The following is a 26,250-nucleotide window of genomic DNA, read 5'->3' on the forward strand; positions in this document are numbered from 1 at the left end:
CTTGAGTAATTATCGTTTTATCTCATTTTTACAAGAATTACAAATTATTTCCCTTTCAACCATTCAAACAATCGCTTGGCATCTTCTACTTTAAACAACTGGGTTCCGTCGTTCATAGTTGCTGCTGATCCGCATGCTACTCCCCAACGAATTACTTCTGATAAGTTTTTATTTTGCGAAAGCGCCCATACCATCCCCCCTACCATACTATCTCCCGCACCTACAGTGCTTTTTTTAACTACATTAGGAGCTGGAACATAATCATAAGAATCCTTGGTTACTAAAACTGCTCCTTGTGGACCAAGAGAAACAACTACGATTTCGGCACCGCCTTTTGCAATTATTTTTTTGGCTGCTTCGTTTACTTCTTCCATTTCTAGACTAGCTTCCCCCACAAGTTTTGCTAATTCACCTACATTGGGTTTGATTAAATAAACTCCCGTTTCTAATACTTTTTCTAAGGACGCTCCAGAGGTATCTGCAATGACTTTAGTTCCCGACTTTTTAGCAAGTACGGCAATTTGTTTGTAAAAGTCTAGAGGTAAACCTTCGTTCAAGCTCCCACTCAGTACTAAAAAATGAGACGAAAAAGCTGCTGCTTTTTTCAGTATCGTATCGATCTCCTCTTCACTAATAACCGCTCCTGGAAACCCAAAACGGTATTGTGAATTGGTATTATCATCGACTGCCACAAAGCTTTCTCTGGTCCAGTTTTGTACTGCAATGGGATCAATAGCTACGGATTCTTTTACCAATAATTCTTTTATCATTTCTCCAGTAGGTCCTCCAGCCGTGAAAACAGCTAATGAGTCGCCGCCCAAACGAGAAATAGCTTTAGACACATTAATACCTCCACCACCTGCATCAAAGGATGGTTGTTGGCATCTTATTTTTTGTTCTGGAACTAATCCTGTAAAATGAGCACTTTTATCCAAAGCTGGATTTACAGTCAAGGTGATAATTTCGTGATTTTTCATTTTATAAATTTAAGATTAAAAGGTATAGTTTCAAAAAAATAATTGCCGATTTAAAAAACAAAAAAAGCGAAGAGTTTCCCCTTCGCTTTTTTCACAAACCTGCATCAACTACAACTTGCGCCTGTTATCATCTGAGTTCGTATCAATTAATTTATTATACGGATCAACCCCTACTTCTGTTGGTTTTACATCGACAATTATAGAAATTTTATTATCTATTTTATCTATTTTGTACTTCTTTAAATGCAATTCTTTCTCCACTTTTTTATCCTTAACAGTCACTTCATTAAAAATTCCAATTTCAATATAGTCTTGCAATGGCAATGAAGTAGTCGCAATCACGTCTCCTTTTTTCTTGAACGATAAGGTTTTACCTTTGGCATCTTTAAAAATTCGCTTACCCTGATCATCTGCCTTGTATTTAGCCACCTCAAATTCAATATCTACCTGATATTTCCCGTTGGCTAATTTCTTAGTAGTTGCATTTTTAACTCTATTATCATAAAGTGTGATCGTTTCAAACATATCGTTTACAACATACTTTAATGAATCTGGAGTTGCTGCCTTTATCAACTCAACTAACTCTATCGAATTGGTGTACGGAGCCTCTTGATAACCCGCTTTTTGAATGTATGATTTCAAAACTCCATTCAGTTTTTGCTCGCCAATAAAATCACTTAATGCATAGAAAACCAGAGAACCTTTCCTGTAATGAATGTATTGCTGGTTTTCATTATACATCAAGGGTTTTTCTTTTTTAGCCTCATTAGTTCTTCCAGAGAGATACATATCCAGAGACACTTTTAAGAACTTACGCATTTTTGTTTTACCATAGTGATGCTCTAAAACTTTTAAGGAACTATATTCAGAAAGACTCTCGGACAACATAGTCACTCCTTGCACATTTGCTCCAACAACCTGATCTCCCCACCATTGATGTGCCACTTCATGCGAAACCACAGTAAAAGGATAATCAACTGCCTCTTGGTCATTATCATCCACAGAAGCAATAAACCCAATTCCTTCAGAAAAAGGTATTGTGTTCGAAAAAGATTGTGCAAACTCACCCAAGGTTCTAGGATATTCCATAACACGAACCTGCTTATGCTGGTAGGGACTGAAATTAGTCGAGTAATAATCCAAAGATTTTTTTATCCCAGAAACCATCCTGTTCAAATTGAATTCATGCCCTTTATTGTAATAGATTTCAATATTTACATTGTTCCACTTATCTCTCTTAATTTCATATCTAGCCGAATTATAAGCATAGAAATTCAGCATTTTTTGGTCCATTTTGTAATGAAAATAATTTCTCCCGTCCTTTTTCCATTGCTTTTGCAAATAACCTGGCGCAATTGCTGTTTGATCACCTGAGGTACTAACAGTAGTTTCAAATGTTAACCAATCAGCATCATTGCTAATGTAGTTGTTTTTTCTTGCGATAGAATCCATAGGGCTTGCCATTCTTTCCTTAGGCTTAAGACCATACTTTTTTCGAACATCATCATCAGTTAACTCTCCTCTTTCGCTATATCCGATAGATGGAAAAGAACTATTATTGATAAAAGTTCCATTATAAATAACTGGCGAATTATTTTTAAACAAGGTATTCTCTTTATTTTTGACTTCAAAGGACATAACTATCGAATCGCCAGGCAATAAAGGCTTAGCTAACTTGTAAATATTGAAATTATAAACCGAATCTTTAGAAACGAGTTGTGTTCCTTTTGCGAAAGCGATTTTAGTTTGAAAATTATTGTAATTGACAAAAATAGAGTCTATCCCTTTATTCGATTTGTTTTTCAAAACATAGGTCCCTTTCGCCAGAAAATCACGTTCCTCAGGAAACAGGTCTAAATCTATCTTAATATCTGTAATTCTAGGTTGTGCATATTTTTGATACTTTTTGTACTTTTTCTCCCAGTTCACCATTTCTTTTTCATGGTCTTGACTGGAAGTATATTCATTGACAACATTGTTTTGGTAATATAACGTACTCCCTAAGGCAACAAAGCCTATCAATGGCAATAGTATTAAAACAGTCATTTTTTTACCCATCCTTTGCTTAGCATCCGTCAATCTTGCTTTGGCTGATTGACCAACTCCCCTTGTCCAAAACAAAAGTGTAAGACCGAAAATTCCTAAACCAAATAGGAACCAATATCCTTTGTACAGGTAATACATAGGCAGTGTATTGCCATAACCATTCATATCTGAGTATTGAAAACCCGTATCGCTATTAAACCTAAAAACGTCTTGCTCCACTCCAATTTCTGGAATAAAAACCAAACCAATAGAGAGAATAAGTAAAACAAAGAAACCAAGTAAATAATTTTTGAAGAGCGTTTGAATAAAAAGTGCCAAAAAAGCCCAGATTACAAAGTGTACCAATTTAACAGCATACAATTCAAAAAGATAATGACCGATCTCAAAGTTAAAATAACCGTTATAACATTGTATCATAATCCCTCCAATCATGATGACGGCTAGTAACGCTACTTGCATTTTGATCAAGGCTAAAAACTTAGAGAACAACAATACCCAGTTTGGTGTTGGTGTTACATCAATTAAATGATTCATTCTTGCGGTTACGCCTCGATGCACAAGTATACCCGCAAAAAGAAAAGTCAAAACATTAATAAAAAGTCCAAAAGCACCTCCTGGTATAGCTAGCATTTGCCAAGTCATTGGATACGTATTTGTACCAAAAATGGCACCCGCGCTTAACGATGTAAGCAATATAAATACCAGTCCTACAATGACGATACTAATAAAAATCCAGTTTTTAACAATGAATCTAAAATCTATCTTAGACAAATTCCAAGCTGTTTTTAAATTATGTTTAATCGAATAATCGAACTGTATGTTGGGTAAATTAATCCTTGTAATGCCACCAAAATTATTCTTGGTTACACGCTCTTCCTTTTTACTTTTCCCAAACGTCAAAGCTGTTTGTGTAAACGAAAAGTAACGATACAAGAGAACAAATACAATTAATGAAATACCTAAGCACAATAATCGGTTGTATACAATAATCCCTTCAAAAGGCAGTAAGTTCACATTTTTTTCGGCAACGGTCCAATATTGTGTGTAATAACTCAACGCTTCACTACCAAAAGGATCTAAGATTCCCGCGAGGTAACGATTATCTGCATCATTGGTAAAACTACTGATCATGCTTTGAACAAAAAGCAATAGAATAACCGCAATAAATCCTACCGAAATATTTCGAGTTATCGTTACAATTGCAAATACAATCACTCCATAAAAAAATAAATTAGGGATAACGAAGATGAAATAAGCTTGCAAATACCCTATAATACTTACTGGTCCCAATAAACTTTGATTAATTCCTGGTAAATAAGACGCACAAAAAGCACCTAAACCGATACCCAAAACAACTAAAATCACAATGGTCAACGAACTCAAGAATTTCCCCAATAAATAATCCATTTTTGTAAACGGATAGGAAAAAAGAATGGTGTGCATATTGTATTTAAAATCTCGGTAAATCGAAGCTCCAACTATGGAAGGCAGTAAAAAGTAGGTCAATACAGAAAGTCCATTGATTATACCGTTCAAAGCAATAGGCGAATTAGCCAATTGATTGGAGGCAGTCGTGCTAGACATGCCATCAAAAAAGCCCAGATTAGTAGCCATCATTAACATCGATAGGACAAAAAATATCCCCATATAGATATAAAAAGTGGGGTTTTTAAACCATCTTTTTAATTCAAAAGTAAATATAGTTCCTAACATAATATCGAGTCGTTTTTAAGTGCTACAAAATACACGTCTTCTAGTTGAGGCGCAACAGCAACAAAGCTTTCATTAGGTTGCTCCTTACTGTAAACTCTAATATTCAAGCTATTATCTTGATTATAATTTGATGAAATAACATTGAAGTCCGTTTCATATTGTTCTAGTCCTTCTCGCTCAATAACTTTAGTCCAGATTTGCCCATTCAAAGCATCAGTAGTTGATTGTGGTGTACCTTGAGTTAAAATTTTTCCCCCATTCAAAATGGCTATTTCATTACATAGTTCTTTGACATCATCCACAATATGGGTTGAAAAAATAACAGTATGATTGGTCCCTATTTCACGCAACACATTTAAAAAACGATGTCTTTCGGCAGGATCTAATCCAGCTGTTGGTTCATCTACAATAATTAACTTGGGGTTATTCAATAACAATTGAGCAATTCCAAAACGTTGTTTCATACCGCCCGAATATCCATTTACATCCTTCATACGTACTTCATACAAATTAGTCACTTCTAAAACTTGTTTTACAATTGTAGCTCTTTCCGTTTTGGATGCTATACCTTTCAATTGTGCAAAATAGTGTAATAAGTCTTCTGCTGACATACTGGGATAAACGCCAAATTCTTGTGGCAAGTAGCCTAGAATTTTACGCAATTCCATTTGATCTTTTAAAGTATTAATCCCATCAAACTCAATCATACCTGAATCTGGTTTTTGCAAAGTTGCAATTGTACGCATCAAGGAAGATTTACCCGCTCCATTGGGACCCAAAAGTCCAAACATTCCTGTTCCAATTTCGAGATTTAAATTATCCAAGGCTTTTACACCATTTTTATAGGTCTTACTTAGGTTTGTAATTTTGAGTTTCATGCTAATTTGTTTTTTTGGTTTAATAGTAAGTAGACGCTTTACTATAAACGTTACAGTTTTTTCAATAAAACGGCATAAATAATCCTACAAAACACAAAATTCATCAAAAGTCAAAATTAACAACCTAATTATCTTCGTACCTTTGCTACTTTAAAAACAAACATAATGATTGAAGATAAAAACCCACAACGCACTAGCATAGCTCAATTAGGAGAATTTGGATTGATAGACCATTTGACAAAAAACTTTGAAATCACCCAAGCATCTACCTTAAAAAGCATCGGTGATGATGCTGCTGTACTGGACTTTAAGGATAAAAAAGTCGTAGTATCAACTGATTTATTGATCGAAGGCGTCCATTTTGATTTGGCTTATATGCCATTGAAACATTTAGGGTATAAAGCTGTAGTTGTAAACGTATCTGATATTTGTGCTATGAATGCCAAAGCTACTCAAATCACAGTTTCGGTAGCCGTATCCAATCGTTTCCCTCTAGAGGCATTAGAGGAATTATTTGAAGGAATCACACATGCCGCAGCCGAATATAAAGTTGACGTAATAGGCGGTGACACCACCTCATCTCAAAAAGGATTAATCATTAGTATTACTGCAATAGGCGAAGCTAACGAAGAAGAAATAGTGTATAGAAATGGCGCTAAAGAAACCGATTTATTAGTGGTAACTGGTGATATTGGAGCTGCTTATATGGGATTGCAAGTACTGGAAAGAGAGAAACAAGTATTTCAAGTCAACCCTAACTCTCAACCAGACTTAGACGCTTATACTTATTTAATTGAGCGTCAATTGAAGCCAGAAGCGCGCAAGGACGTTCGTACTTTATTACACGCTTTAGAAATAAAACCAACATCTATGATCGATATTTCGGATGGTTTATCATCAGAGATTATGCATTTGTGCAAGCAATCTAATGTAGGTTGTAATTTATACGAAGACAAGTTGCCTCTTGATCCACAATTGATCAGTGTATGCGAAGAATTTGATATTGACAGTACAACGGTCGCAATCAATGGCGGTGAGGATTATGAATTGCTATTCACGATTGCCATGGACGATTTTGAAAAAATAAAAGCAAATCCAAATTTTTCGATCATTGGACACATGGTTCAAGCTAGCGAAGGAATCCATTTAGTTACTAGAGCCAATACACGAATTCCGCTAAAAGCTAGAGGCTGGGACGCCATAAAAGAATAAAAAACAAAAAAGCGACATGTACAAAATGTCGCTTTTTTTATGAGTTTAAAACAATAACCCTATTTTCCTAGCTTCTCGTACCAGATCGATATCGCTACCACTGGTTATTTTTAAAAGCGCTTTGAGATTTAGTTTTCTAGCTTCAATTGCTTTTAATGATATAGGTATGTATTGCGGTATATCTGCCGCTTTGGTTCCTTTGGATAAATGAAAAAGAATTTGCTTGTCAAACAAATCAATTTCAATGTCGTTTTCATGTGATTCTAGCATTTCAAGAACCGATTTACTATAATAAAATTCGTTTTTAATTACTTTATTAAATGCAAATAGTAACTCATCAAAAGTCAAATCGTTTTTTATCACCAAACCGTTTGGGTTGATCGTACTTATAATTGTTTTGATTTTTAAAAACTCCGTAAACATGGTTAGCAAAATAATTTTGCAATTGGGCATCTGTTCCAAAATTAATTTTGCCAAATCCTCTCCTGAATATAGGTTTTTCTCTTCGTATGAAGGCATGCTGATATCAAAAAAAACAATATCAAACACAATTGAATCTGTATTTGTAATTAAATGATATCCTGACTCGCAATCCTTAGCCTCATAGATAACAAACTCAAATTTTTCTGGTTTGTATCGTGTTATAGCATTTTTATATCCTTGAATGATAAAAGGATGATCATCAACAATAAGAATATTCATTTTGGTTTTTTCAATGAAAACAGATTCGGGTGTCATTTCTAGATGGGTATTTGTTTTTGTTCAATTGGGACTGTAACGGTAATTGTAGTACCTTCTCCTTTTACAGAGCTAATATCAAAAGTTCCATTACACTCGTGTGTTCTAGAAATCATATTATTAATTCCTATCCCTTTAATTTTATTCTTCTTGATAAATCCTACACCATTGTCAGAAATTGTCAAAACTAAGTTTTCTTCTCTCTTTTTTAGCTCTACTCGAATGGTAGTGGCCTGTGCATATTTATTACAATTTTGCAAAGACTCTTGAATAATTCGATACAAATTAATCTTTACTGAGTTGATTAACAAGTCCCACTTAATAGCCCCATCAATATTTGATATCAAAACAGGATCAAAAGTATCACTTTGCTTCTCCAGCAAGTCACTCACAATAGCTACGAAGTTATTAATTAATTCCGACTTCTCTCTATTTAAGTCATGTGAAATTTCACGAATATCTTGTTCGATGTTTTTTAACTCATTCAAGAATATAACTCTCTGCTCTACTGCAAGTGCATCATCAAAGGGGTTAAGCCCTTCTAAATTCATACGAACACCAAACATCCTACCCAAAACACCATCGTGTAATTCCTGAGCTACCCTTTTTTTCTCTAGTACTCTATTAACATCGATTGTTTGTTGTTGTGAGATCATCAAGTTGTAAGTATCCTCATTGGCTTGTTGTTGCAGTTGCTTGTACAATAAGATTTTGTTTTTGCTTTGCTGCGCTTTAATAACATAAGTAAATAACCCCAGAATCCCGATAACACTAAAGATATAGATCAAATTCCTGTTTTGATCTTCTAGAATAGAATTCTGATCTTTAATCTTGTCCGTTTCATATTCAATACGGGAGAATTTCTCTCCCATACTTCGTTCTTCTTTTTGCAGCTGCTCATTAATCGTAATATATTCCTTTGAATAAATTGACGCATTTTCAGGATCTACAACAGAAAGTTGCTTCAGGGCAACGAGGACATCTCTAGGTATATTGGCTTTCTTAGATAGCGAAAGGGCTTCTTTTGCAAAACTTATTGCAGTTGATGTAGCTTTTACGGAGCTATAATATTCTGATAAATGAATTTTATTTATAAATATTCCTGAACTCAGTTTTATACTATCTCTTATTTTAAGTGCTTCATAAAATAGACCAGGAAGCTTATTGGTATCATTAGACATAAATTTAGCATACGCTAAGTTATCTATCAACATGGCATATAGGGCTGGTTTTTGAATTTTAAGATTATTTTCCTCTAATCCTTTTTTAAAATAAGTTTGAGCAAGAGCATATTTTTTTAAATTCAAATATAAAAATCCAATATTATTATAGGTTGTGGCTTTGGACTGAAATACTTTTGGTATAGCCTCATCATCACTCATCGTTAATGCTTTATTATGATATATAATTGCATTATCATATTCACCAAGCTCACTATAAATTATTCCTAAAAGATTATAGGCATCATATAAAATATTGCTTGTATTCTTTTCATTTTTTATTATCCGTAATACACTAAAAACTGATTTTTCAGAACCTAAAAAATCACCTGCCCTGTACTGTAAAGTAGCTTTGTTAATTAAAGTTTTAGCCAAATTGAAATTATCTCCCAATTCAGAATACATCTTCTCTGCCTTATAATAATACAAGAAAGAGCTATCTAAAATTGTTTGAGATTGATAATAGTCTCCTAAATAAGTATATGCTTTAATGATACTTGAAGTATCATTAACACGTTCTGAATTTTCTAAAACAAAATGTACCGTTTTATTAAATTCTTTCCAGTCATTGATATTATAATAGCGATTAGCAACCTTAAATAAGTTAACCCTGTTTAGGGAATCATTCTCGTCGCCAACAACAATATTATAAGCCTTTTTACTATATGTTGAGCGAACATTCTTAGGTAAACTAAAATCATTTGCTAAAGAAAAATAAATAGACAAGCTATCATTAGAAGAAGTAAAAGAAACCTCTTTCTCATCTTTTGGAGTACAACCAAAATAAATAATTAAAAAAATATATAATATATAGGAGAAATATTTGGCTTTCACTTTCAATACGGTTTTTTCAAAAATAGTGAAATAAAACTATTGACCTAAAAAAAAGGCTATCAAATAAATGATAGCCTAAGTATATTTTAAAATGAAAACCTATTTAATCTACTTTTACATTTCCACCTGCCGATTGGCCTCCAATGATATCATCCACTTTTACATTTCCTCCTGCTGATTGACCGCCAATAATGTCATCTACTTTTACATTTCCTCCTGCTGATTGACCACCGATAATATCGTCTACTTTTACATTCCCACCTGCTGACTGACCGCCGATTATATTCGCACTACCATTTTCAGGCGTTGTGAATGATGTTAATGTTACTACTAAAGAAAATAAACCGATTGTTAAGATTGCTTTTTTCATAATTTGGGGATTTTATGTGTTATTTAAATTTTACTTTTGCGACCTGCTTTATTGCAGTATCTTGTTGTAAAACTACACAGAGAATCCTTATTTTTAATTCGAAAAAAGCCGTATATGGTAAACACTATCAGTCTGATAGTGAATGAATGCCAAATTAGGGTAGATGGCTAATTTATCAAATTTCGAGGTAATTATCATTCGCAATTCGGTCGATAATTAAGGCCACATTGCTCTTAAAACTCTTGGAGAACGGGATTTTTCCTATGCCATTTTTTATGTGACAGGTTGAGTTTCCGGTGTGAATTCTTGATATAAATGAGCTGTTTACAATATAGCTGTTATGTATGCGTACAAAAGGATAATGAAGCGCAACCTCAAAATGTTTTAACGTTTTAAAAGCGGTTACCATTTCCCCATTATTCAAATGGATGTCGGTCGAATTATTGTCGGCTTTTAAATACGTGATGTCCCTAGTGTCGATATACCTATAATCTCCGTATGACTTAATGCACAAAATAAGCGGTTGCTCTTTTACTACTTGTACGGTTTTTAACTCAATCGCATCCAGTCGCTCCAGTATTGAGGTTGGAAAACTAAAAAGGCTACTATCTTTTTGTTTTAACTTTAAAAGCAACTTCACAAAATCTATTTTGGTAACTGGTTTCAATAAATAATCTGTGACTTGGTAGCGAATGGCTTCAAAGGCAAGCTTCTTTTTTCGGGTAGTAATAACAAACTCTGGTAATACCGTAAGATATTCTCGTACTTCATTGATAAATGATAACGACAATTTACTCTTTTCATTTAGTGGGTCTATTTCTAGAAAAACAATCTCGGGGGAATACTCTAATATTGCATTTAACCCCTTTTTTAGATTTGCGGCCGATCCCTTATAAGTAAGCTCAGGAAACCTACTAGCCATAGCCTTTGTCCTTAAGACACTTTCTTCGTCGTCATCTATAATAATATAAGAATAATTCATCTTGGGGCTAGTTGAATGTATGACTGTTGTTTTTGGCTTCAAATACTATATTCCACAAATCATCAACCCTCTTTTTAATCACTACTAATCCAAAATTAATTGGAATACTAGCATCGATTAAAAAACACGTTTGATCCATTTGCAAACACAATAATCAGCTAAAGGTAAATAAAATCGATGAAATACATGTTTCTGACGTTCAAATGATTAAAAATATTTTTTATGGACCAAAAAAAAGGCTTCCCATATCGAGAAGCCTTTTGTAAATACTAGGATATTAGGGTTATATGCGTTTCAACCAGTTTTTCATCGCAACCTCATTTTCTATAATATCTTTTAATGCTGTGATCTTAACACGGTCTTGTTTCATCGTATCTCTATGACGAATAGTCACTGTTTGATCTTCGATTGTTTGATGATCAACGGTGATACAAAATGGTGTTCCTAATGCGTCTTGCCTTCTATAACGACGACCTACCGCATCTTTCTCATCATAAGTTACTTGGAAATCCCATTTCAAATCAGCAATGATCTGATGTGCAATTTCTGGTAAACCATCTTTTTTAACCAAAGGTAAAACAGCTGCTTTAGTAGGAGCTAGAACCGCTGGCAATTGCAATACTGTTCTAGTTGATCCGTCTTCTAGTGTTTCTTCTTTTAAAGAAGTTGCAAAAACAGCCAAGAACATTCTATCCAATCCTACAGATGTTTCCACCACATAAGGAACATAGTTTTTATTCAATTCGGCATCAAAATACTGAAGTTTTCTACCCGAGAATTCTTCGTGTGCTTTCAAGTCAAAGTCGGTACGCGAATGTATTCCTTCTAATTCTTTAAACCCAAAAGGGAAATTAAATTCGATATCAGCAGCAGCATTAGCATAATGAGCCAGCTTTTCATGGTCGTGAAAACGGTAATTTTCTCTACCTAAACCTAATGACAAATGCCATTTCAATCTTGTCTCTTTCCAAAATTCATAGTGCTTCATCTCATCACCTGGACGTACAAAAAATTGCATTTCCATTTGTTCAAACTCACGCATACGGAAAATAAACTGTCTAGCAACAATCTCATTTCTAAACGCCTTTCCTGTTTGTGCAATACCAAAAGGAACTTTCATTCTTCCTGATTTTTGAACATTTAAGAAATTCACAAAAATACCTTGAGCCGTTTCTGGACGTAAATACAAATCCATCGCAGTATCCGCAGATGCACCTAATTTTGTTCCAAACATCAAATTAAATTGACGCACCTCAGTCCAATTTCTTGAACCAGTTTCGGGACAAGCAATTTCTAATTCTTCGATCAATGCCTTTACATCTTCAAGATCTTCATTTCCTAATGAACGTCCTAAACGTTCTAGAATTTCTCTCTCACGAGCTTTGTACTCAACAACTCTAGGGTTTGTTGATACAAACTCTGCTTCGTTAAATGCATCACCAAAACGAACTTTTGCCTTTTCGATTTCTTTAATTGCTTTTACATTAAGCTTTTCGGCATAATCCTCAATTAAAACGTCGGCTCTATATCTTCTTTTTGAATCTTTATTGTCAATTAATGGATCATTAAAAGCATCAACGTGACCCGATGCTTTCCAAGTTGTCGGATGCATTAATATCGAGGCATCAAGTCCTACAATATTATCATTCATCTGAACCATTGATTTCCACCAATATTCACGGATGTTCTTTTTTAACTCTACACCGTTTTGTGCATAATCATAGACTGCACTTAAACCATCGTAAATTTCGCTTGACGGAAAAATAAATCCGTATTCCTTTGCATGCGAAATTACATTCTTAAATATATCTTCTTGTTTTGCCATAGTAATGCAAAAATATAAAAAGTACACTGAAAAAAAAGAAAATTGATGAAGTTTGAAGCTTTGATTTTCATATTTTTATAAACAAATAACAATTGTATGCTCAAAAACATTATAAACCTATTTTTTCCTAAGGCATGTGCTGGTTGTGATGCTTTACTTGTTTCTAATGAAAATACAATTTGCACCCTTTGCAGACACCATATTGCTATCACAAACCACCATTTAAATCCAGAAAACGAAGCTTTTAAGAAATTTTATGGCCGGATTCCTATCGAATATGCTTCGGCTCATCTTTATTTTCATAAAAAAGGAATCTCTCAAGAAATCATTCACAAACTCAAATACAAAGGTCAAGAAGAAATAGGGACGGTATTAGGCCATTGGTATGCTGATGATCTAAAAAAAATATCCGTTCTACAAACCGCCGATTTTATTATTCCCGTTCCGCTGCATAAAAAGAAATTACAGGAACGTGGATACAATCAAGTAACTACTTTTTGTCTGGCTATTGCCAAAGAGTTGAATATCCCATACAATGACAGTGTTTTAATTCGAAAAACATATTCGACAACGCAATCCAAGAAAAACCTACTCGGTAGAACTGAAGGAATCGAATCCGTTTTTGACATCACAAGCAATACCGAACATCATAACAAACACTTTATACTCATTGACGATGTCATTACAACCGGCGCTACACTGGAAGCTTGTTGCCGCGCTTTATTGAAAATTCCGGGTATAAAAATCAGTATTGTTTGTATGGCGATGGCCGAATCTTAAAAAAAATATTAGATCAAAAAAACACTCTATAGAAAAATAAAGCCTCTAGAAAGTAACAACTTTTATTAATAATAGATTTTTTTAATGAAATTATAAGTAAATAGAATTTCCAATTCCAAAGTTAAATGTTTAAATTTGAATAAATTTTTATAAATCATTTAAACAAATATATTATGGCTTTTGAATTACCTCAGTTACCTTATGCATACGATGCATTAGAACCACACATTGATGCACGTACTATGGAAATACACCATTCAAAGCATCATAACGCTTATACTACAAACCTAAATGCTGCTGTTGCTGGAACAGACATGGAAGGAAAAACGATAGAGAATATCCTAATTAATCTTGATATGAAAAACGCTGCCGTACGTAACAATGGTGGTGGTTTTTACAATCACAACTTATTCTGGACTGTAATGACACCAAACGGTGGCGGACTTCCAACAGGAGATTTACTTGCTGCAATTGAAGCTGCTTTTGGATCATTTGAAGAATTTAAAGCTAAATTTAGCAAAGCTGGTGCAACTCAATTTGGTTCAGGATGGGCTTGGTTATGTGTTCACAAAGGCGGAAAAGTGGACGTATGTGGAACTCCAAATCAAGACAATCCATTAATGCCAGGCGTAGGTTGTGGTGGAACTCCAATCTTAGCAATGGATGTATGGGAACATGCTTATTACTTAAACTACCAAAACAGAAGACCTGATTATATCGAAGCTTTTTTCAATGTAATCAACTGGACTGAAGTTTCAAGAAGATTTGCTTCTGAGAAATAGTCTTTTTTTTTAGATAAAAAGAAAACAAAGAATAGACAGATAACTGAAAAGTTGTTTGTCTATTTTTTTTGTCCAAAATTCAATTTATAGATTAAATAAAAAAAAAACTTCACCCCAATAAAAAAAGACGAGCAAACTAATACGTTCACTCGTCTTTCTTATTTTATTTTCTATCTTTTCTTATCTTAATTTTTCTTTTCAGAAACTTTATTGCATAAAAAAGGTGGAATTACTTCCACCCTTTTTGCCCCAAATCTACCATAAACTTAACCTACTAATGTTATGGTGACCCAAATGTATGCTAGCAATTCGTTTTTACCAAATATTTAAGACGAACAACTCATAAAACCGATAAATTACATATTTTACCTTTTTACTAGTATGCTCTAGCGTCTTTTCCTTCGTAAAAATTCATAAACGCTCTATTAACCACCCTGTTACCTCCAGGAGTTGGGTAGTCTCCAGTGAAGTACCAATCTCCTAAATTCTTAGGACAAGCGATGTGTAAATCTGCTACTGTTTGGAAAATAATTTTTACTTCAGCGTTGATTTCTGGAGAGCTTAACATCTCCGAAATTTTATCCGAAACCTCTTGTGGTTCAAAAGGTGCGTAAATCGCCGTTACGTAATTTACTACATCTGTATCCTTGAAATCTTCTTGTGCTTTACACTTAGCATACACTTCATCAACAATATGATATAGATTTCTTTCCTTCAATAACTCTAAGGCTGCCCTAAAAGCAACTAACCCTTCCAGTTTAGCCATATCAATACCATAACAATCTGGAAAACGTATTTGTGGCGCCGATGAAACAATAACAATTCTCTTCGGGTTCAAACGATCCATCATTTTTATGATACTCATTTTTAAAGTCGTTCCACGTACAATACTATCATCAATGATGACTAAATTATCCGTAGGCTTGATAACTCCATAAGTAACATCATACACATGTGCAACTAAATCATCTCTACTACTATCCTCAGTAATAAACGTTCTTAGTTTAGCATCTTTAATAGCCACCTTTTCAGTACGAATCTTGACTTTAAGCAGTTCCTGCAAAGTCTCGGCTGTAAGCGTATTTCTATTTTCTAAAATAAAATTGTTTTTACGTTGATTCAAGAAATCCTGAGCCGCTTCGACCAAACCATAAAACGAGGTTTCAGCCGTATTTGGAATATAAGAGAAAACAGTATTATCTGTATCTTGATCAATGGCATCTAAAACTGCTGGCAAAATCAATCTTCCTAAAGTTTTTCTTTCTTGATAAATTTCGGCATCACTTCCTCTAGAAAAATAGATTCTTTCAAAAGAACACGCTTTTTTCTCAGTAGGCTCTAGAATCTCTTCCATTGTTACCGTTCCATTTTTCTTTATAATTAAAGCATTACCTGGATCAATTTCTTGTACTTTTTCGAATGGTACATTGAAAACGGTTTGAATCACCGGACGTTCTGATGCTACTACGACAACTTCGTCATCTTGATAGAAATAAGCCGGACGAATTCCCGCTGGATCTCTAAAAACAAAAGCATCTCCATGTCCTAAAAGTCCTGCCATTGCATATCCTCCATCTAAATTTTTAGACGAACGTCTTAAAATTTTAGCTACATCCAATCGTTCCGCTATTACTGGCGAAGCTTCTCTTTTTGACAAGCCTTCTTCTTTACAATCTTGATACAATTGCATCACTTCCTTGTCTAGAAAATGACCTATTTTTTCCATAATGGTAACCGTATCCGCCATTTCTTTTGGATGCTGACCTAATTCTACTAAATTTTCAAAAAGCTCCTTAACATTAGTCATGTTAAAGTTTCCTGCTAAAATTAAATTACGGTGCATCCAGTTGCTTTGACGTAAAAATGGGTGCACACTCTCAATACTGTTTTTACCAAAGGTTCCATAACGTACATGCCCTAAGAACAATTCGCCTAAATACGGAATATTCTCTTTTTGAAGAGCTACATTATCAGCATACTCAGGGTTCGAAGCCATTTCTTCGTTAATACGATCATTGATTTGAGCAAAAACATCTTGGATAGGCTGCGCATTATTCGAACGTACACGACTGATGTAACGTTCCCCAGGATTTACATCCAATTTAATACTAGCAAAACCAGCACCATCTTGACCGCGATTGTGTTGCTTTTCCATTAGGAGATACATTTTTTGTATTCCGTAAAAAGCCGTTCCGTATTTCTCTTTGTAATATTCAAGCGGTTTAAGTAGTCTAACTAAGGCTATTCCACATTCGTGTTGTAAAGCGTCGCTCATTGTGTTGTTGTTTTTATTCCGCTACGCCGCTTGTAGTTGAGCTGCGCCACGGTTGTTGTGTTTATTGTATGCTGACCCGTTGCTGGTTTTTCTTTTTTATGTTTGGCAAAGCCAAATTGCTACATTTTCTACTTTCTATCTCTTAATCTAGTTTAAGAAAACTATTTTTAATTGATAATACTTACAGATTATATAGAACAAAAAAAGCCTCGTCTCCGAGGCTTTAAGGCATTATAATTCTATATCAAATTGTGTTAACGACTTAAATTGCTTTAATCGTGCCACTACTTCTTCTTTATCTAAGCTAACCATCCTTTCTGTTCCAAATTTCTCCACACAAAAAGAAGCCAAATTAGAACCGTAGATAATCGCGTTTTTCATATTCTCAAAAGACACATTTTCACTTTGCGTAATAAATCCTGCAAAACCTCCTGCAAAAGTATCTCCAGCCCCTGTTGGGTCAAATACTTCTTCTAATGGTAACGCTGGCGCAAAGAAAACATCTTGCTCATGAAAAAGTAAAGCACCGTGCTCTCCTTTTTTAATCACAACATACTTAGGTCCCATTGTTTGAATTTTGGCAGCAGCCTTAACAAGAGAATGTTCTCCCGAAAGTTGTCTTGCCTCTTCATCATTAATTGTAATCACATCTACACGTTTCATTACAGCTAATAACTCCGGTAATGCACAGTCCATCCAAAAATTCATTGTATCCAAAACAATTAATTTTGGCTTAGTTGTCATTTGATCAATAACACTGCTTTGTACTAATGGATGTAAGTTTCCTAACATTACTACATCAGCATTTTTATAATTTTCTGGAACTTTTGGTTGAAAATCAGCTAAAACGTTTAATTGCGTATCTAGCGTATCTCTAGAGTTTAAATCGTTATGGTAGCGTCCGCTCCAAAAAAATGTTTTACCTCCTTTAACTACTTCAAGACCAGAAATATCAATATTTCTATCTGTTAATAAATCTAAATATTCTTGTGGAAAATCATCCCCAACCACAGAAACAATGGCAGATTGCAAATTAAAAAAAGCAGCCGATAGACCAATATAGGTTCCAGCTCCACCTAAAATTTTATCTGTTTTTCCAAAAGGAGTTTCAATCGCGTCGAAAGCAACGGTTCCAACAATCAATAATTTGTTCATTTTATGAGTTTCGAATTAAGGCGCAAAGATAGTTTATAAGTTTGATAGTTGCAAAGGTTCAAACTCTCAAATTTATCCTAAAAGTTTCTCTTCGACTTTCTCATAGAAAGCGTCAATAGAAACCACTTTTTGCATAGAAGCCATTACGGCTAGTTCATCACATCTTTCATTTTGCGGATGATTATTATGCCCCTTAATCCATTTAAAATCAACTTGGTGCTTTCTATAAACAATGAGAAGTCGTTTCCATAAATCGGCATTTTTTCGATCAACGAATTTCTTTTTCTCCCAACCAAATACCCATTTCTTAACCACCGAATCTACCACATACTTCGAATCAGAAACCACTAAAACTTTAGTATTGGGATTTTTCAATTTCTCTAAGCCTACAATAACAGCCAGCAACTCCATCCTATTATTAGTAGTCAATCTAAATCCTTCAAAAAATTCTTTTCTATAGGTCTTACCATCTACCACGGTTTCCATCACGACGCCGTAACCTCCCTTTCCAGGATTTCCTTTGGCCGCTCCATCTGTGTATATGTGTACTTCGTAGTTCATTTACTGTTTGTCTAATTTGCGTAAGCTAAAAAAACGCAAAATCTATTATTTTAAAAGGCTTGCTATTACTCCCGGAAAAAATCTTTGCTCTAAATCATGGATTTTTTCGGCAACAACTTCTGCGGTGTCTGTACCTAAAACGGCTACTTTCTTCTGAAAAATAATACCACCTTCATCATAATGCTCATTAACATAATGAATGGTAATTCCAGTTTCGGGCTCTTTATTTTCTACAACTGCTCGATGAACATTCATGCCATACATTCCTTTTCCACCATATTTTGGCAACAATGCAGGATGGATATTTATCACTTTATTGGGGTATGCTTGAATAATCGCTTCGGGAAATTTCAATAAAAATCCAGCCAGAACGATCAAATCTGGATCAATTGATTTTATTTTTTGTAATACAATACCTTCAATTAGTTCGTCTTTCGAAAAAACTTCTGTTTCAATTTCATATTTACCAGCTCGCTCGACAACCATCGCTTTGGAATTATTTGTAAAGACCGAAACCACCTTAGCTGATTTGTTTTCTATAAAATACTTTATAATATTTTCAGCATTAGTACCCGATCCAGAAGCGAAAACAACTATTTTTTTCATAATGAACATCATTTTAATAACGCAAAAAAAGGCATAAAAATCGAAAATAAATAACATTGAGAAGCCTTTGTTTTAATTTATTTTATAATTTAGTTGACACATTTATTAACTTATTGGTTGTTTTAAAATAAAGTTTTTTATTTTTGCCAACAAATTAAATTCTAAAATTAAAGATTATGTCAGACATTGCATCAAGAGTAAAAGCGATTATCGTAGACAAATTAGGCGTTGACGAAAACGAAGTTGTAACAGAAGCAAGCTTCACTAATGATTTAGGAGCTGACTCATTAGACACTGTTGAGCTTATTATGGAATTCGAAAAAGAATTTGACATTCAAATTCCAGACGATCAAGCAGAGAACATTGCTACTGTAGGTCAAGCTATTTCTTATATCGAAGAAGCTAAAAAATAATAAACACACACTCGCTTGCAACTTTGTAAGCGGGTGTTATTATTTTTTTAAATATGAAATTCAGGATTGAAGTTCAATCCAAAAGATATTTATAATCTAATACCCACGGCTTTTTTGTAATAACAATACAGCAAAGAAAGCGTGGGTTTTATTTGTTTAAAGATAACAAAACACATAAGTCATGGTATTAAAACGAGTTGTAGTAACAGGTTTAGGTGCCCTTACTCCTATAGGGAATAACATTCAAGAATATTGGAATGCGCTTATTAACGGAGTTAGTGGAGCTGCACCAATTACATATTTTGACGCTACAAAATTTAAAACACAGTTTGCCTGTGAATTGAAAAACTTTAATGCTGAAGATTTTCTAGACAGAAAAGAAGCTCGAAAAATGGACCGTTATGCACAATACGCAATGGTTTCATCGGAAGAAGCGGTAAACGATGCTGGTTTTAACTTTGAAAAATTAGACAAAGACAGAGCAGGTGTAATCTGGGGTTCAGGAATAGGTGGTTTAGAAACGTTTCAAATTGAAATGTTGAACTTTTCTGCTGGTGACGGAACACCAAAATTCAATCCTTTCTTTATACCAAAAATGATCTCAGACATTGCTTGTGGTCATATATCAATAAAATACGGTTTTAGAGGACCCAACTTTGCAACAGTTTCTGCTTGTGCTTCTTCTACTAACGCTATTATTGACGCATTCAATTACATTCGTTTAGGTCATGCTGACGTAATGGTAACTGGTGGGTCTGAAGCCGCTGTAACCATTGCAGGTATGGGTGGATTTAATGCAATGCATGCACTATCAACAAGAAATGACGACCCAAAAACAGCTTCAAGACCAATGGACAAAGACAGAGATGGATTTGTATTAGGTGAAGGTGCCGGAGCTTTAATTCTTGAAGAATACGAACACGCTATCGCTCGTGGAGCAAAAATCTATTGCGAAATAGGTGGAGGAGGAATGTCTGCAGATGCACACCATATCACCGCTCCACATCCAGAAGGTTTAGGAGCCAAAAATGTAATGTTAAACTGTTTAAGAGATGCAGGTTTAAAACCTACAGATGTTGACGGATTGAACATGCACGGTACCTCTACGCCTCTTGGAGATCTAGCCGAATCAAAAGCAATTGAACATGTATTTGGAGAGCATGCTTACAGCATGAACTTGAATTCAACAAAATCAATGACAGGTCACTTATTAGGAGCTGCTGGTGCTGTTGAAACTATTTCTTCAATACTCTCAATGCAACACGGTATTGTACCTCCTACAATCAATCACTTTACTGATGACGAAAACATCGACTCAAAATTGAACTTTACCTTTAATGTAGCTCAAAAAAGAGAAATGAACGTTGTTATGAGTAACACTTTTGGTTTTGGTGGACATAATGCTTGTGTATTAGTTAAAAAGCTTGACTTTTAATATTTCATATGCGTATATTAAAAAAAATATTTTCAAAATCCCGTTCTCTTGAAGACGGGATTTTTTTTGATGCTATCGAAAAAATTCTCGGATTTACCCCAAAAGATATCCATCATTACAAAAAAGCGTTTACCCACCGATCTTCTAACAGAATGTCATCCGAAGGGAAACCCATTAATTATGAACGCTTAGAATTTCTAGGTGACGCCATGTTGAGCTCTGTAATTGCAGCACATCTATTCAACAAAGCTCCTGATGGTGATGAAGGATACCTCACTAAAATGCGCTCAAAAATTGTAAGTAGAGAACATTTGAACGAATTAGGGAAAGACCTTAACTTAATTAAATTCATTGAAAGCAAAGTACCCGTCAATCATTTTGGCGAAAATATCCACGGAAACATTTTCGAATCACTCGTGGGCGCAATCTATCTCGATAGAGGATATGAGTATTGCGAAAAATTTATTCAAAAAAGAGTCATCATCCCTTATGTTGACATCTCTAAACTAGAAGGAAAAGTAATAAGCTATAAAAGCCTTGTTATCGAATGGTGTCAAAAAGAGAAAAAAATATTTCACTACGACATCTTTGAAGACAACGGCATTGATGGAGAACGCCTTTTTGGTGTAAAATTAAGCATCGATAATAAAGTCATTGCAAAAGCGAGAGCTACTTCAAAAAAGAAAGCAGAAGAAAAAGCATCACAAAGGGCTTATTTTGCATTTCAAGAAAAAATGGATAAAAAATAATATCAAATTCATTAAAACTACAACGTTTTCGTTCATAAATTAACGAAATCATTACATTTTCAGCTCTTTAACTTCGATAGAAATGCTATATTTACAACATATTTTACATGAATATGGCTGTTCATAAACTGGATCTTGGCGAATTTGACGAAATTGACTACAATCTCATTGCGATACATACCGCATTAGAAGATTATAGATTGGCTTATTTTATCAATCAAAAACTTCCAATAATTCTAGGAAAAAGCAACGACGAAGTTCAAATTAATATAAAAGAAGGAGAAACAAAATTCTCTCGATTTTATTATTATGATTCGGAAAACGCAATTTCATGGAATTTAGTCCAAAACAAAAACGAAGTATTTCAGGATAAAAAGGATAGTACGGTTAATTTATTTTCAACAATTTCAATGGAGATTTCGACGAAAGTCTACTTACTCCCAGAATTTAAAAAAGCGGACTACTTTTTAAAAATTGAAAACACTCAGGACTGTATGAATATGCAAGAAATTAGAACAATACTAAACTCAATTGATAGTGTATCTACTGTGTACAGTGTAGACACGAATCAAATAAAATCAAAAAACAATTTAATTTTTTAATACAAATGATTCCAAACAAAAAAACCAAAATTGTAGCCACACTAGGACCAGCGTGTAGTACAAGAGAAATTATAAAAGACATGATTGACGCAGGTGTCAACGTATTTAGAATAAACTTTTCTCACGCAGACTACGAAGGTGTTAAAGAAAAAATCAATATCATTCGTTCTCTAAACGAAGAATTTGGATACACTACAGCGATTCTAGGAGATTTACAAGGGCCTAAACTACGCGTAGGAGTTATGAATGAAGGTGTTGTTGTAAATGACGGTGATCTAATCACTTTTACAACTGCCGAAGAAGTTATAGGTACTGCCGAAAAAGTATTTATGAAATATAAAAACTTTCCTAATGATGTAAATCCAGGAGAAAGAATTTTATTAGATGACGGAAAACTTATTTTTGAAATTGTTTCAACTGATAAGAAAACTGAAGTTGTTGCTCGTGTTATTCAAGGTGGAGAATTGAAATCTAAAAAAGGAGTTAACCTTCCTAATACTAAAATATCACTTCCTGCATTGACAGAAAAAGATATTGCTGATGCCATTTTTGCCATTGGTCAAAAAGTAGACTGGATCGCACTTTCGTTTGTAAAAACACCACAAGATCTTAAAGACTTACAAGACTTAATTAACGAACATTCAGACGTTAAAATCCCTATTGTTGCCAAAATCGAAATGCCAGAAGCATTAGAGAACATGGATAAAATTGTTGCTTATTGCGACGCTTTAATGGTTGCTCGTGGAGATCTAGGAGTTGAACTTCCTGCTCATGAAGTACCATTAGTACAAAAAGATTTGATTCGTAAAGCTAAAATGGCTCGTATTCCAGTAATCGTTGCAACACAAATGATGGAAACAATGATCACAAGCTTAACTCCTACAAGAGCCGAAGTAAATGACGTTGCCAACTCTGTAATGGATGGTGCTGATGCCGTAATGCTTTCGGGAGAAACTGCTGCTGGAAATTATCCAGTACAAGTTATCCAAAAAATGACACAAATCATTCAAGCTGTTGAAGATTCTCCGCTAATTCAAGTGCCTCAAAACACACCTCAAATTAAAACAAAACGTTTTATCACTAAAACAATTTGTCGTCACGCTGCAATTATGGCCGATGCTATCAAAGCTAAAGCAATTTGTACATTGACAAATAGTGGTTATACGGCTTTCCAAATTTCGGCTTGGAGACCATCTGCCCATATTTTAGTTTTTACTTCTAATAAAAGAATTGTAACGCAATTGAGTTTATTATGGGGAGTAAAATCATACTACTATGACAAAACAGTTAGTACCGATGATACAGTTACTGATATCAACGAGATTGCTAAAGAAAAAGGATATGTTACTAAAGGTGATTTCTTGATCAACCTTGCAGCAATGCCTATTAAAGAAAAAGGAATGGTAAACACCATGAGAGTTTCTGAAATAGAGTAAGAAAAAACCATAATTATAAAAACCGTCTTGTAAGAAATCAAACAAGACGGTTTTTTTTTGTGCCTATTTATTTTTCATTTATCTTTGATAAAAAATAATCCAATTATTATGGAATTCAAATCGAAAAATCCTTTTTTAAATAACAAATCTTTTACTGCTACTAGTAAAGATCAAGTACATGAAGCTACTGTTATTGACTATAATCAAGAAATGACATTGTCTGGAACAATTAACAAAACGTTTCTTTTATTTTTAATCCTTACTGCTTCGGCCATGGTCACGTGGTGGATGACATTTAACGATATCAGCCCAATGGTTCCCGCTTTTGGTGGCGCAATTGTTGGATTAGTATTAGTACTGATTGCTGCTTTCAAACCACAATATTCGCCTTATCTAGCTCCTGGCTACGCTTTATTTGAAGGGCTTTTCATTGGCGGCATCTCGGCAATATTTGAGCTCAGTTATCCTGGGATTGTGCTGCAAGCTGTAGGAGCGACCTTTGTAACCTTTATTGTGTGCTTAGGATTGTACAAATACAAAATTGTAAAAGTAACAGAGCAATTCAAATCAGTAGTAGTGGCTGCTACAATGGCTATCGCTACTTATTATTTGATCTCTTGGTTGTTTTCTATGTTTACCAGTTTTCAACCGGTACATTACGGAAACTCCATGATGAGTATCGGGATTAGCGTATTTGTTATTGTAATTGCAGCTCTTAATTTATTTTTGGACTTCGATAGAATTGAAAAAGGAGTTCAACAAAAAATGCCTAAATACATGGAATGGTTTGGCGCGATGGGATTGATGATTACCCTAGTTTGGTTGTACATCGAGTTCTTACGATTGCTTTCAAAACTGTACAGTAAAGATTAATACAATTACAACCCACAAAAAAACCTTTCAGATCGAAAGGTTTTTTTTTTATGCTGCTATTTCAAAGGCTATAAAGTGACACAACTCTCCTTTATCATTAAAAATAGGATATCCTTTAATCATACAAATATAAGTGTCTCCATTCTTTTTATAATTGACAACCGTTTTCTCAAATGGCTGACGCATTTGTATCGCTTGTCCTATTTGTCTTGACACTACAGCACTTGTGCTTTTACCTTGAAACATTGTAGGTCGTTGGCCTATTACTTCTTCCGGTTTGTAACCGTTCATCTTAGTAATATTTTGCGATGCAAATACTATAGACAAATTAGCGTCTGTAACAATGATAACCTCGTCTGAATTTGTGCTTTTTAAATCCCAAATATCTTCTTGCCATTTAAAAGTAATTCCCAGCTGCGCTATAGTATTTGCATCTACAAATGCATTCCTTAATTCCTGTACTAAGCTATGGTGAAAGTTCCAAGAAGAGATGGGAGTCGTTTTTATATTTAGGTCGGTATGATACTTTGCCACAGCATTATCATATTGTTTAAAATCAATCATTGCCTATATTTTTACCAAATATAATTCAAAATAAAAATAAAAAATACCTTTAGATCGCTTTTAACTATTGTTGAACGCTAGACCTTCAAGGACTTAAAACGAAAATTTCAACTGCACAACCACCGCCTTCTTTAATTCGGTATTTAAATTACTCATCGAAATACCTAGCAACCGAACAGAATTTTTCATTTTTTCTTGGTACAAAAGCTCTTTTACTGCTTCTAGAATCAATCCTTTATCGGCAATAAAATACGGCAAAGTTTTACTCCGCGTTTGTTGTGTAAAGTCACTGTATTTGATTTTTAAGGTCACCGTTTTTCCAGAAATCAACTGTTTTTTTAACCTGCGTTCTAAGGTCGCTGCAATTTTATCCAATTGTTCCATCATAAAAATTTCTGAGGAGAGATTGACATCAAATGTATGTTCGGCCGCAACTGATTTTGTAATTCTATCTGACTTCACTTCACTGTTATGAATTCCTCGCACCACTTGATAATAGAAAGCGCCCGATTTTCCAAAATGTTTTTCTAAAAACTCTACTGATTTGCTCTTTAATTCCAAGCCTGTAAAAATACCCAATTGATACATTTTTTCGGTAGTTACCTTTCCCACGCCATAAAACTTACGAATAGGCAAGACTTCTAGGAACGCCTCGACTTCATCCGGATTGACTGTTTTTTGACCATTAGGTTTGTTGTAGTCACTTGCAATCTTAGCAACAAATTTATTTACCGATATACCAGCCGAAGCCGTAAGCCCTAGCTCGTTAAAAATACGCAGTCTAATTTCTTCGGCCAATAAACCAGCACTGGGATTGCCTTTTTTATTGTGTGTCACATCAAGATAGGCTTCGTCTAGCGAGAGTGGCTCTATCAAATCCGTGTAATCGCGAAAGATTTTATGAATTTTGGTCGAAATCTCCTTATATCGTTCAAATCGAGGTGCTACAAAAATAAGCTCCGGGCAGTTTTTCTTTGCCATTACACCACTTATTGCACTACGAACTCCAAACTTTCGAGCCTCATAACTCGCCGCGGCAACAACGCCTCTACTCTCTGAACCCCCAACTGCAATTGGCTTACCTCTTAATTCTGGATTATCCATTTGCTCCACAGACGCATAAAATGCATCCATGTCAACATGAATTATCTTCCTATGTAATGGGGTTTCCAGCATACCGCAAATTTAATTAGGTTTTAGCTCAAATCATCCTTATGAAACAAA

24 protein-coding genes are annotated in these 26,250 nt (G+C 34.5%); 9 read left to right on the plus strand and 15 right to left on the minus strand.

All coding sequences use genetic code 11. The features are described from left to right. Positions 1–44: 44 nt before the first annotated feature. The 3 genes from H8R24_RS05550 to H8R24_RS05560 all read right to left on the minus strand — a co-directional run bounded on the left by H8R24_RS05550 (position 45) and on the right by H8R24_RS05560 (position 5,614). Entirely contained in the window at positions 45–977 is a 933-nt protein-coding gene (locus tag H8R24_RS05550) for a 1-phosphofructokinase family hexose kinase (RefSeq protein WP_187017566.1), read from the minus strand. Positions 978–1,085: 108 nt separating this feature from the next. Beyond that, positions 1,086–4,736, minus strand: a complete 3,651-nt coding sequence (locus H8R24_RS05555) for an ABC transporter permease/M1 family aminopeptidase (protein ID WP_187017565.1) — start codon at positions 4,734–4,736, stop codon at positions 1,086–1,088. Then, a complete protein-coding gene (locus H8R24_RS05560; RefSeq protein ID WP_187017564.1) occupies positions 4,730–5,614 on the minus strand; it encodes an ABC transporter ATP-binding protein in 885 nt (294 codons plus the stop codon). The genes H8R24_RS05555 and H8R24_RS05560 overlap by 7 nt, the downstream gene beginning before the upstream one ends. 165 nt (positions 5,615–5,779) lie before the next feature. Here H8R24_RS05560 and thiL point away from each other — a divergent pair, with 165 nt between their 5' ends. Further along, entirely contained in the window at positions 5,780–6,826 is a 1,047-nt protein-coding gene (thiL, locus tag H8R24_RS05565) for a thiamine-phosphate kinase (protein ID WP_187017563.1), read from the plus strand. Between the two features lie 45 nt (positions 6,827–6,871). Here thiL and H8R24_RS05570 read toward each other — a convergent pair whose 3' ends face one another. The 6 genes from H8R24_RS05570 to H8R24_RS05590 all read right to left on the minus strand — a co-directional run bounded on the left by H8R24_RS05570 (position 6,872) and on the right by H8R24_RS05590 (position 12,795). Next, positions 6,872–7,528: a response regulator gene (locus H8R24_RS05570; protein ID WP_225876771.1), complete on the minus strand. Its 657-nt coding sequence runs from the start codon at positions 7,526–7,528 to the stop codon at positions 6,872–6,874. Between the two features lie 38 nt (positions 7,529–7,566). After that, the gene (locus tag H8R24_RS05575) at positions 7,567–9,618 is read right to left on the minus strand and encodes a tetratricopeptide repeat-containing sensor histidine kinase (protein ID WP_187017608.1); all 2,052 of its coding nucleotides are present in this window, start codon (positions 9,616–9,618) and stop codon (positions 7,567–7,569) included. A 103-nt stretch (positions 9,619–9,721) separates the two neighbouring features. Beyond that, on the minus strand, positions 9,722–9,988 hold the full coding sequence (locus H8R24_RS05580; protein WP_187017561.1) for a 3-oxoacyl-ACP reductase: 267 nt from the start codon (positions 9,986–9,988) through the stop codon (positions 9,722–9,724). 175 nt (positions 9,989–10,163) lie between these two features. Continuing rightward, a complete protein-coding gene (locus H8R24_RS05585) occupies positions 10,164–10,970 on the minus strand; it encodes a LytR/AlgR family response regulator transcription factor (protein WP_187017560.1) in 807 nt (268 codons plus the stop codon). A 7-nt stretch (positions 10,971–10,977) separates the two neighbouring features. Then, entirely contained in the window at positions 10,978–11,109 is a 132-nt protein-coding gene (locus H8R24_RS18265; RefSeq protein WP_262891180.1) for a hypothetical protein, read from the minus strand. A gap of 144 nt (positions 11,110–11,253) precedes the next feature. Continuing rightward, on the minus strand, positions 11,254–12,795 hold the full coding sequence (locus H8R24_RS05590; RefSeq protein ID WP_187017559.1) for a glycine--tRNA ligase: 1,542 nt from the start codon (positions 12,793–12,795) through the stop codon (positions 11,254–11,256). 96 nt (positions 12,796–12,891) lie between these two features. On the opposite strand from H8R24_RS05590, the gene H8R24_RS05595 reads away from it, so the two are divergent. Together H8R24_RS05595 and H8R24_RS05600 are read left to right on the plus strand one after the other, a co-directional pair. Then, on the plus strand, positions 12,892–13,575 hold the full coding sequence (locus tag H8R24_RS05595) for a ComF family protein (protein WP_187017558.1): 684 nt from the start codon (positions 12,892–12,894) through the stop codon (positions 13,573–13,575). 173 nt (positions 13,576–13,748) lie between these two features. Then, on the plus strand, positions 13,749–14,357 hold the full coding sequence (locus tag H8R24_RS05600) for a superoxide dismutase (protein WP_187017557.1): 609 nt from the start codon (positions 13,749–13,751) through the stop codon (positions 14,355–14,357). 376 nt (positions 14,358–14,733) lie between these two features. Here H8R24_RS05600 and H8R24_RS05605 read toward each other — a convergent pair whose 3' ends face one another. The 4 genes from H8R24_RS05605 to purN form a co-directional block, all read right to left on the minus strand. Beyond that, entirely contained in the window at positions 14,734–16,632 is a 1,899-nt protein-coding gene (locus H8R24_RS05605; protein WP_187017556.1) for an amidophosphoribosyltransferase, read from the minus strand. 231 nt (positions 16,633–16,863) lie between these two features. Beyond that, on the minus strand, positions 16,864–17,787 hold the full coding sequence (locus tag H8R24_RS05610) for a PfkB family carbohydrate kinase (protein WP_187017555.1): 924 nt from the start codon (positions 17,785–17,787) through the stop codon (positions 16,864–16,866). A 72-nt stretch (positions 17,788–17,859) separates the two neighbouring features. Next, the gene (rnhA, locus tag H8R24_RS05615; protein ID WP_187017554.1) at positions 17,860–18,348 is read right to left on the minus strand and encodes a ribonuclease HI; all 489 of its coding nucleotides are present in this window, start codon (positions 18,346–18,348) and stop codon (positions 17,860–17,862) included. A 45-nt stretch (positions 18,349–18,393) separates the two neighbouring features. Then, positions 18,394–18,954: a phosphoribosylglycinamide formyltransferase gene (gene purN / locus H8R24_RS05620; RefSeq protein ID WP_187017553.1), complete on the minus strand. Its 561-nt coding sequence runs from the start codon at positions 18,952–18,954 to the stop codon at positions 18,394–18,396. 176 nt (positions 18,955–19,130) lie between these two features. Here purN and H8R24_RS05625 point away from each other — a divergent pair, with 176 nt between their 5' ends. The 6 genes from H8R24_RS05625 to H8R24_RS05650 all read left to right on the plus strand — a co-directional run bounded on the left by H8R24_RS05625 (position 19,131) and on the right by H8R24_RS05650 (position 24,462). After that, on the plus strand, positions 19,131–19,367 hold the full coding sequence (locus H8R24_RS05625) for an acyl carrier protein (protein WP_007137004.1): 237 nt from the start codon (positions 19,131–19,133) through the stop codon (positions 19,365–19,367). Positions 19,368–19,548: 181 nt separating this feature from the next. Continuing rightward, positions 19,549–20,802 (plus strand): beta-ketoacyl-ACP synthase II, encoded by a 1,254-nt coding sequence (gene fabF / locus H8R24_RS05630; protein WP_187017552.1) that lies wholly within the window; start codon positions 19,549–19,551, stop codon positions 20,800–20,802. 8 nt (positions 20,803–20,810) lie between these two features. Then, positions 20,811–21,551: a ribonuclease III gene (gene rnc, locus H8R24_RS05635; RefSeq protein WP_187017551.1), complete on the plus strand. Its 741-nt coding sequence runs from the start codon at positions 20,811–20,813 to the stop codon at positions 21,549–21,551. 107 nt (positions 21,552–21,658) lie between these two features. Next, complete coding sequence (locus H8R24_RS05640) at positions 21,659–22,153, plus strand: IPExxxVDY family protein (RefSeq protein ID WP_225876770.1); 495 nt, start codon at positions 21,659–21,661, stop codon at positions 22,151–22,153. Positions 22,154–22,158: 5 nt separating this feature from the next. Further along, a complete protein-coding gene (pyk, locus tag H8R24_RS05645; protein ID WP_187017550.1) occupies positions 22,159–23,589 on the plus strand; it encodes a pyruvate kinase in 1,431 nt (476 codons plus the stop codon). A 108-nt stretch (positions 23,590–23,697) separates the two neighbouring features. Beyond that, positions 23,698–24,462, plus strand: a complete 765-nt coding sequence (locus tag H8R24_RS05650; RefSeq protein WP_187017549.1) for a Bax inhibitor-1/YccA family protein — start codon at positions 23,698–23,700, stop codon at positions 24,460–24,462. Positions 24,463–24,510: 48 nt separating this feature from the next. Here H8R24_RS05650 and H8R24_RS05655 read toward each other — a convergent pair whose 3' ends face one another. Continuing rightward, positions 24,511–25,026, minus strand: a complete 516-nt coding sequence (locus tag H8R24_RS05655) for a PAS domain-containing protein (protein WP_187017548.1) — start codon at positions 25,024–25,026, stop codon at positions 24,511–24,513. A gap of 93 nt (positions 25,027–25,119) precedes the next feature. Next, positions 25,120–26,202: a DNA polymerase IV gene (gene dinB / locus H8R24_RS05660; RefSeq protein WP_187017547.1), complete on the minus strand. Its 1,083-nt coding sequence runs from the start codon at positions 26,200–26,202 to the stop codon at positions 25,120–25,122. Positions 26,203–26,250 lie beyond the last annotated feature (48 nt).

Source organism: Flavobacterium muglaense (assembly GCF_014305155.1).
Classification (GTDB): Bacteria; Bacteroidota; Bacteroidia; order Flavobacteriales; family Flavobacteriaceae; genus Flavobacterium; species Flavobacterium muglaense.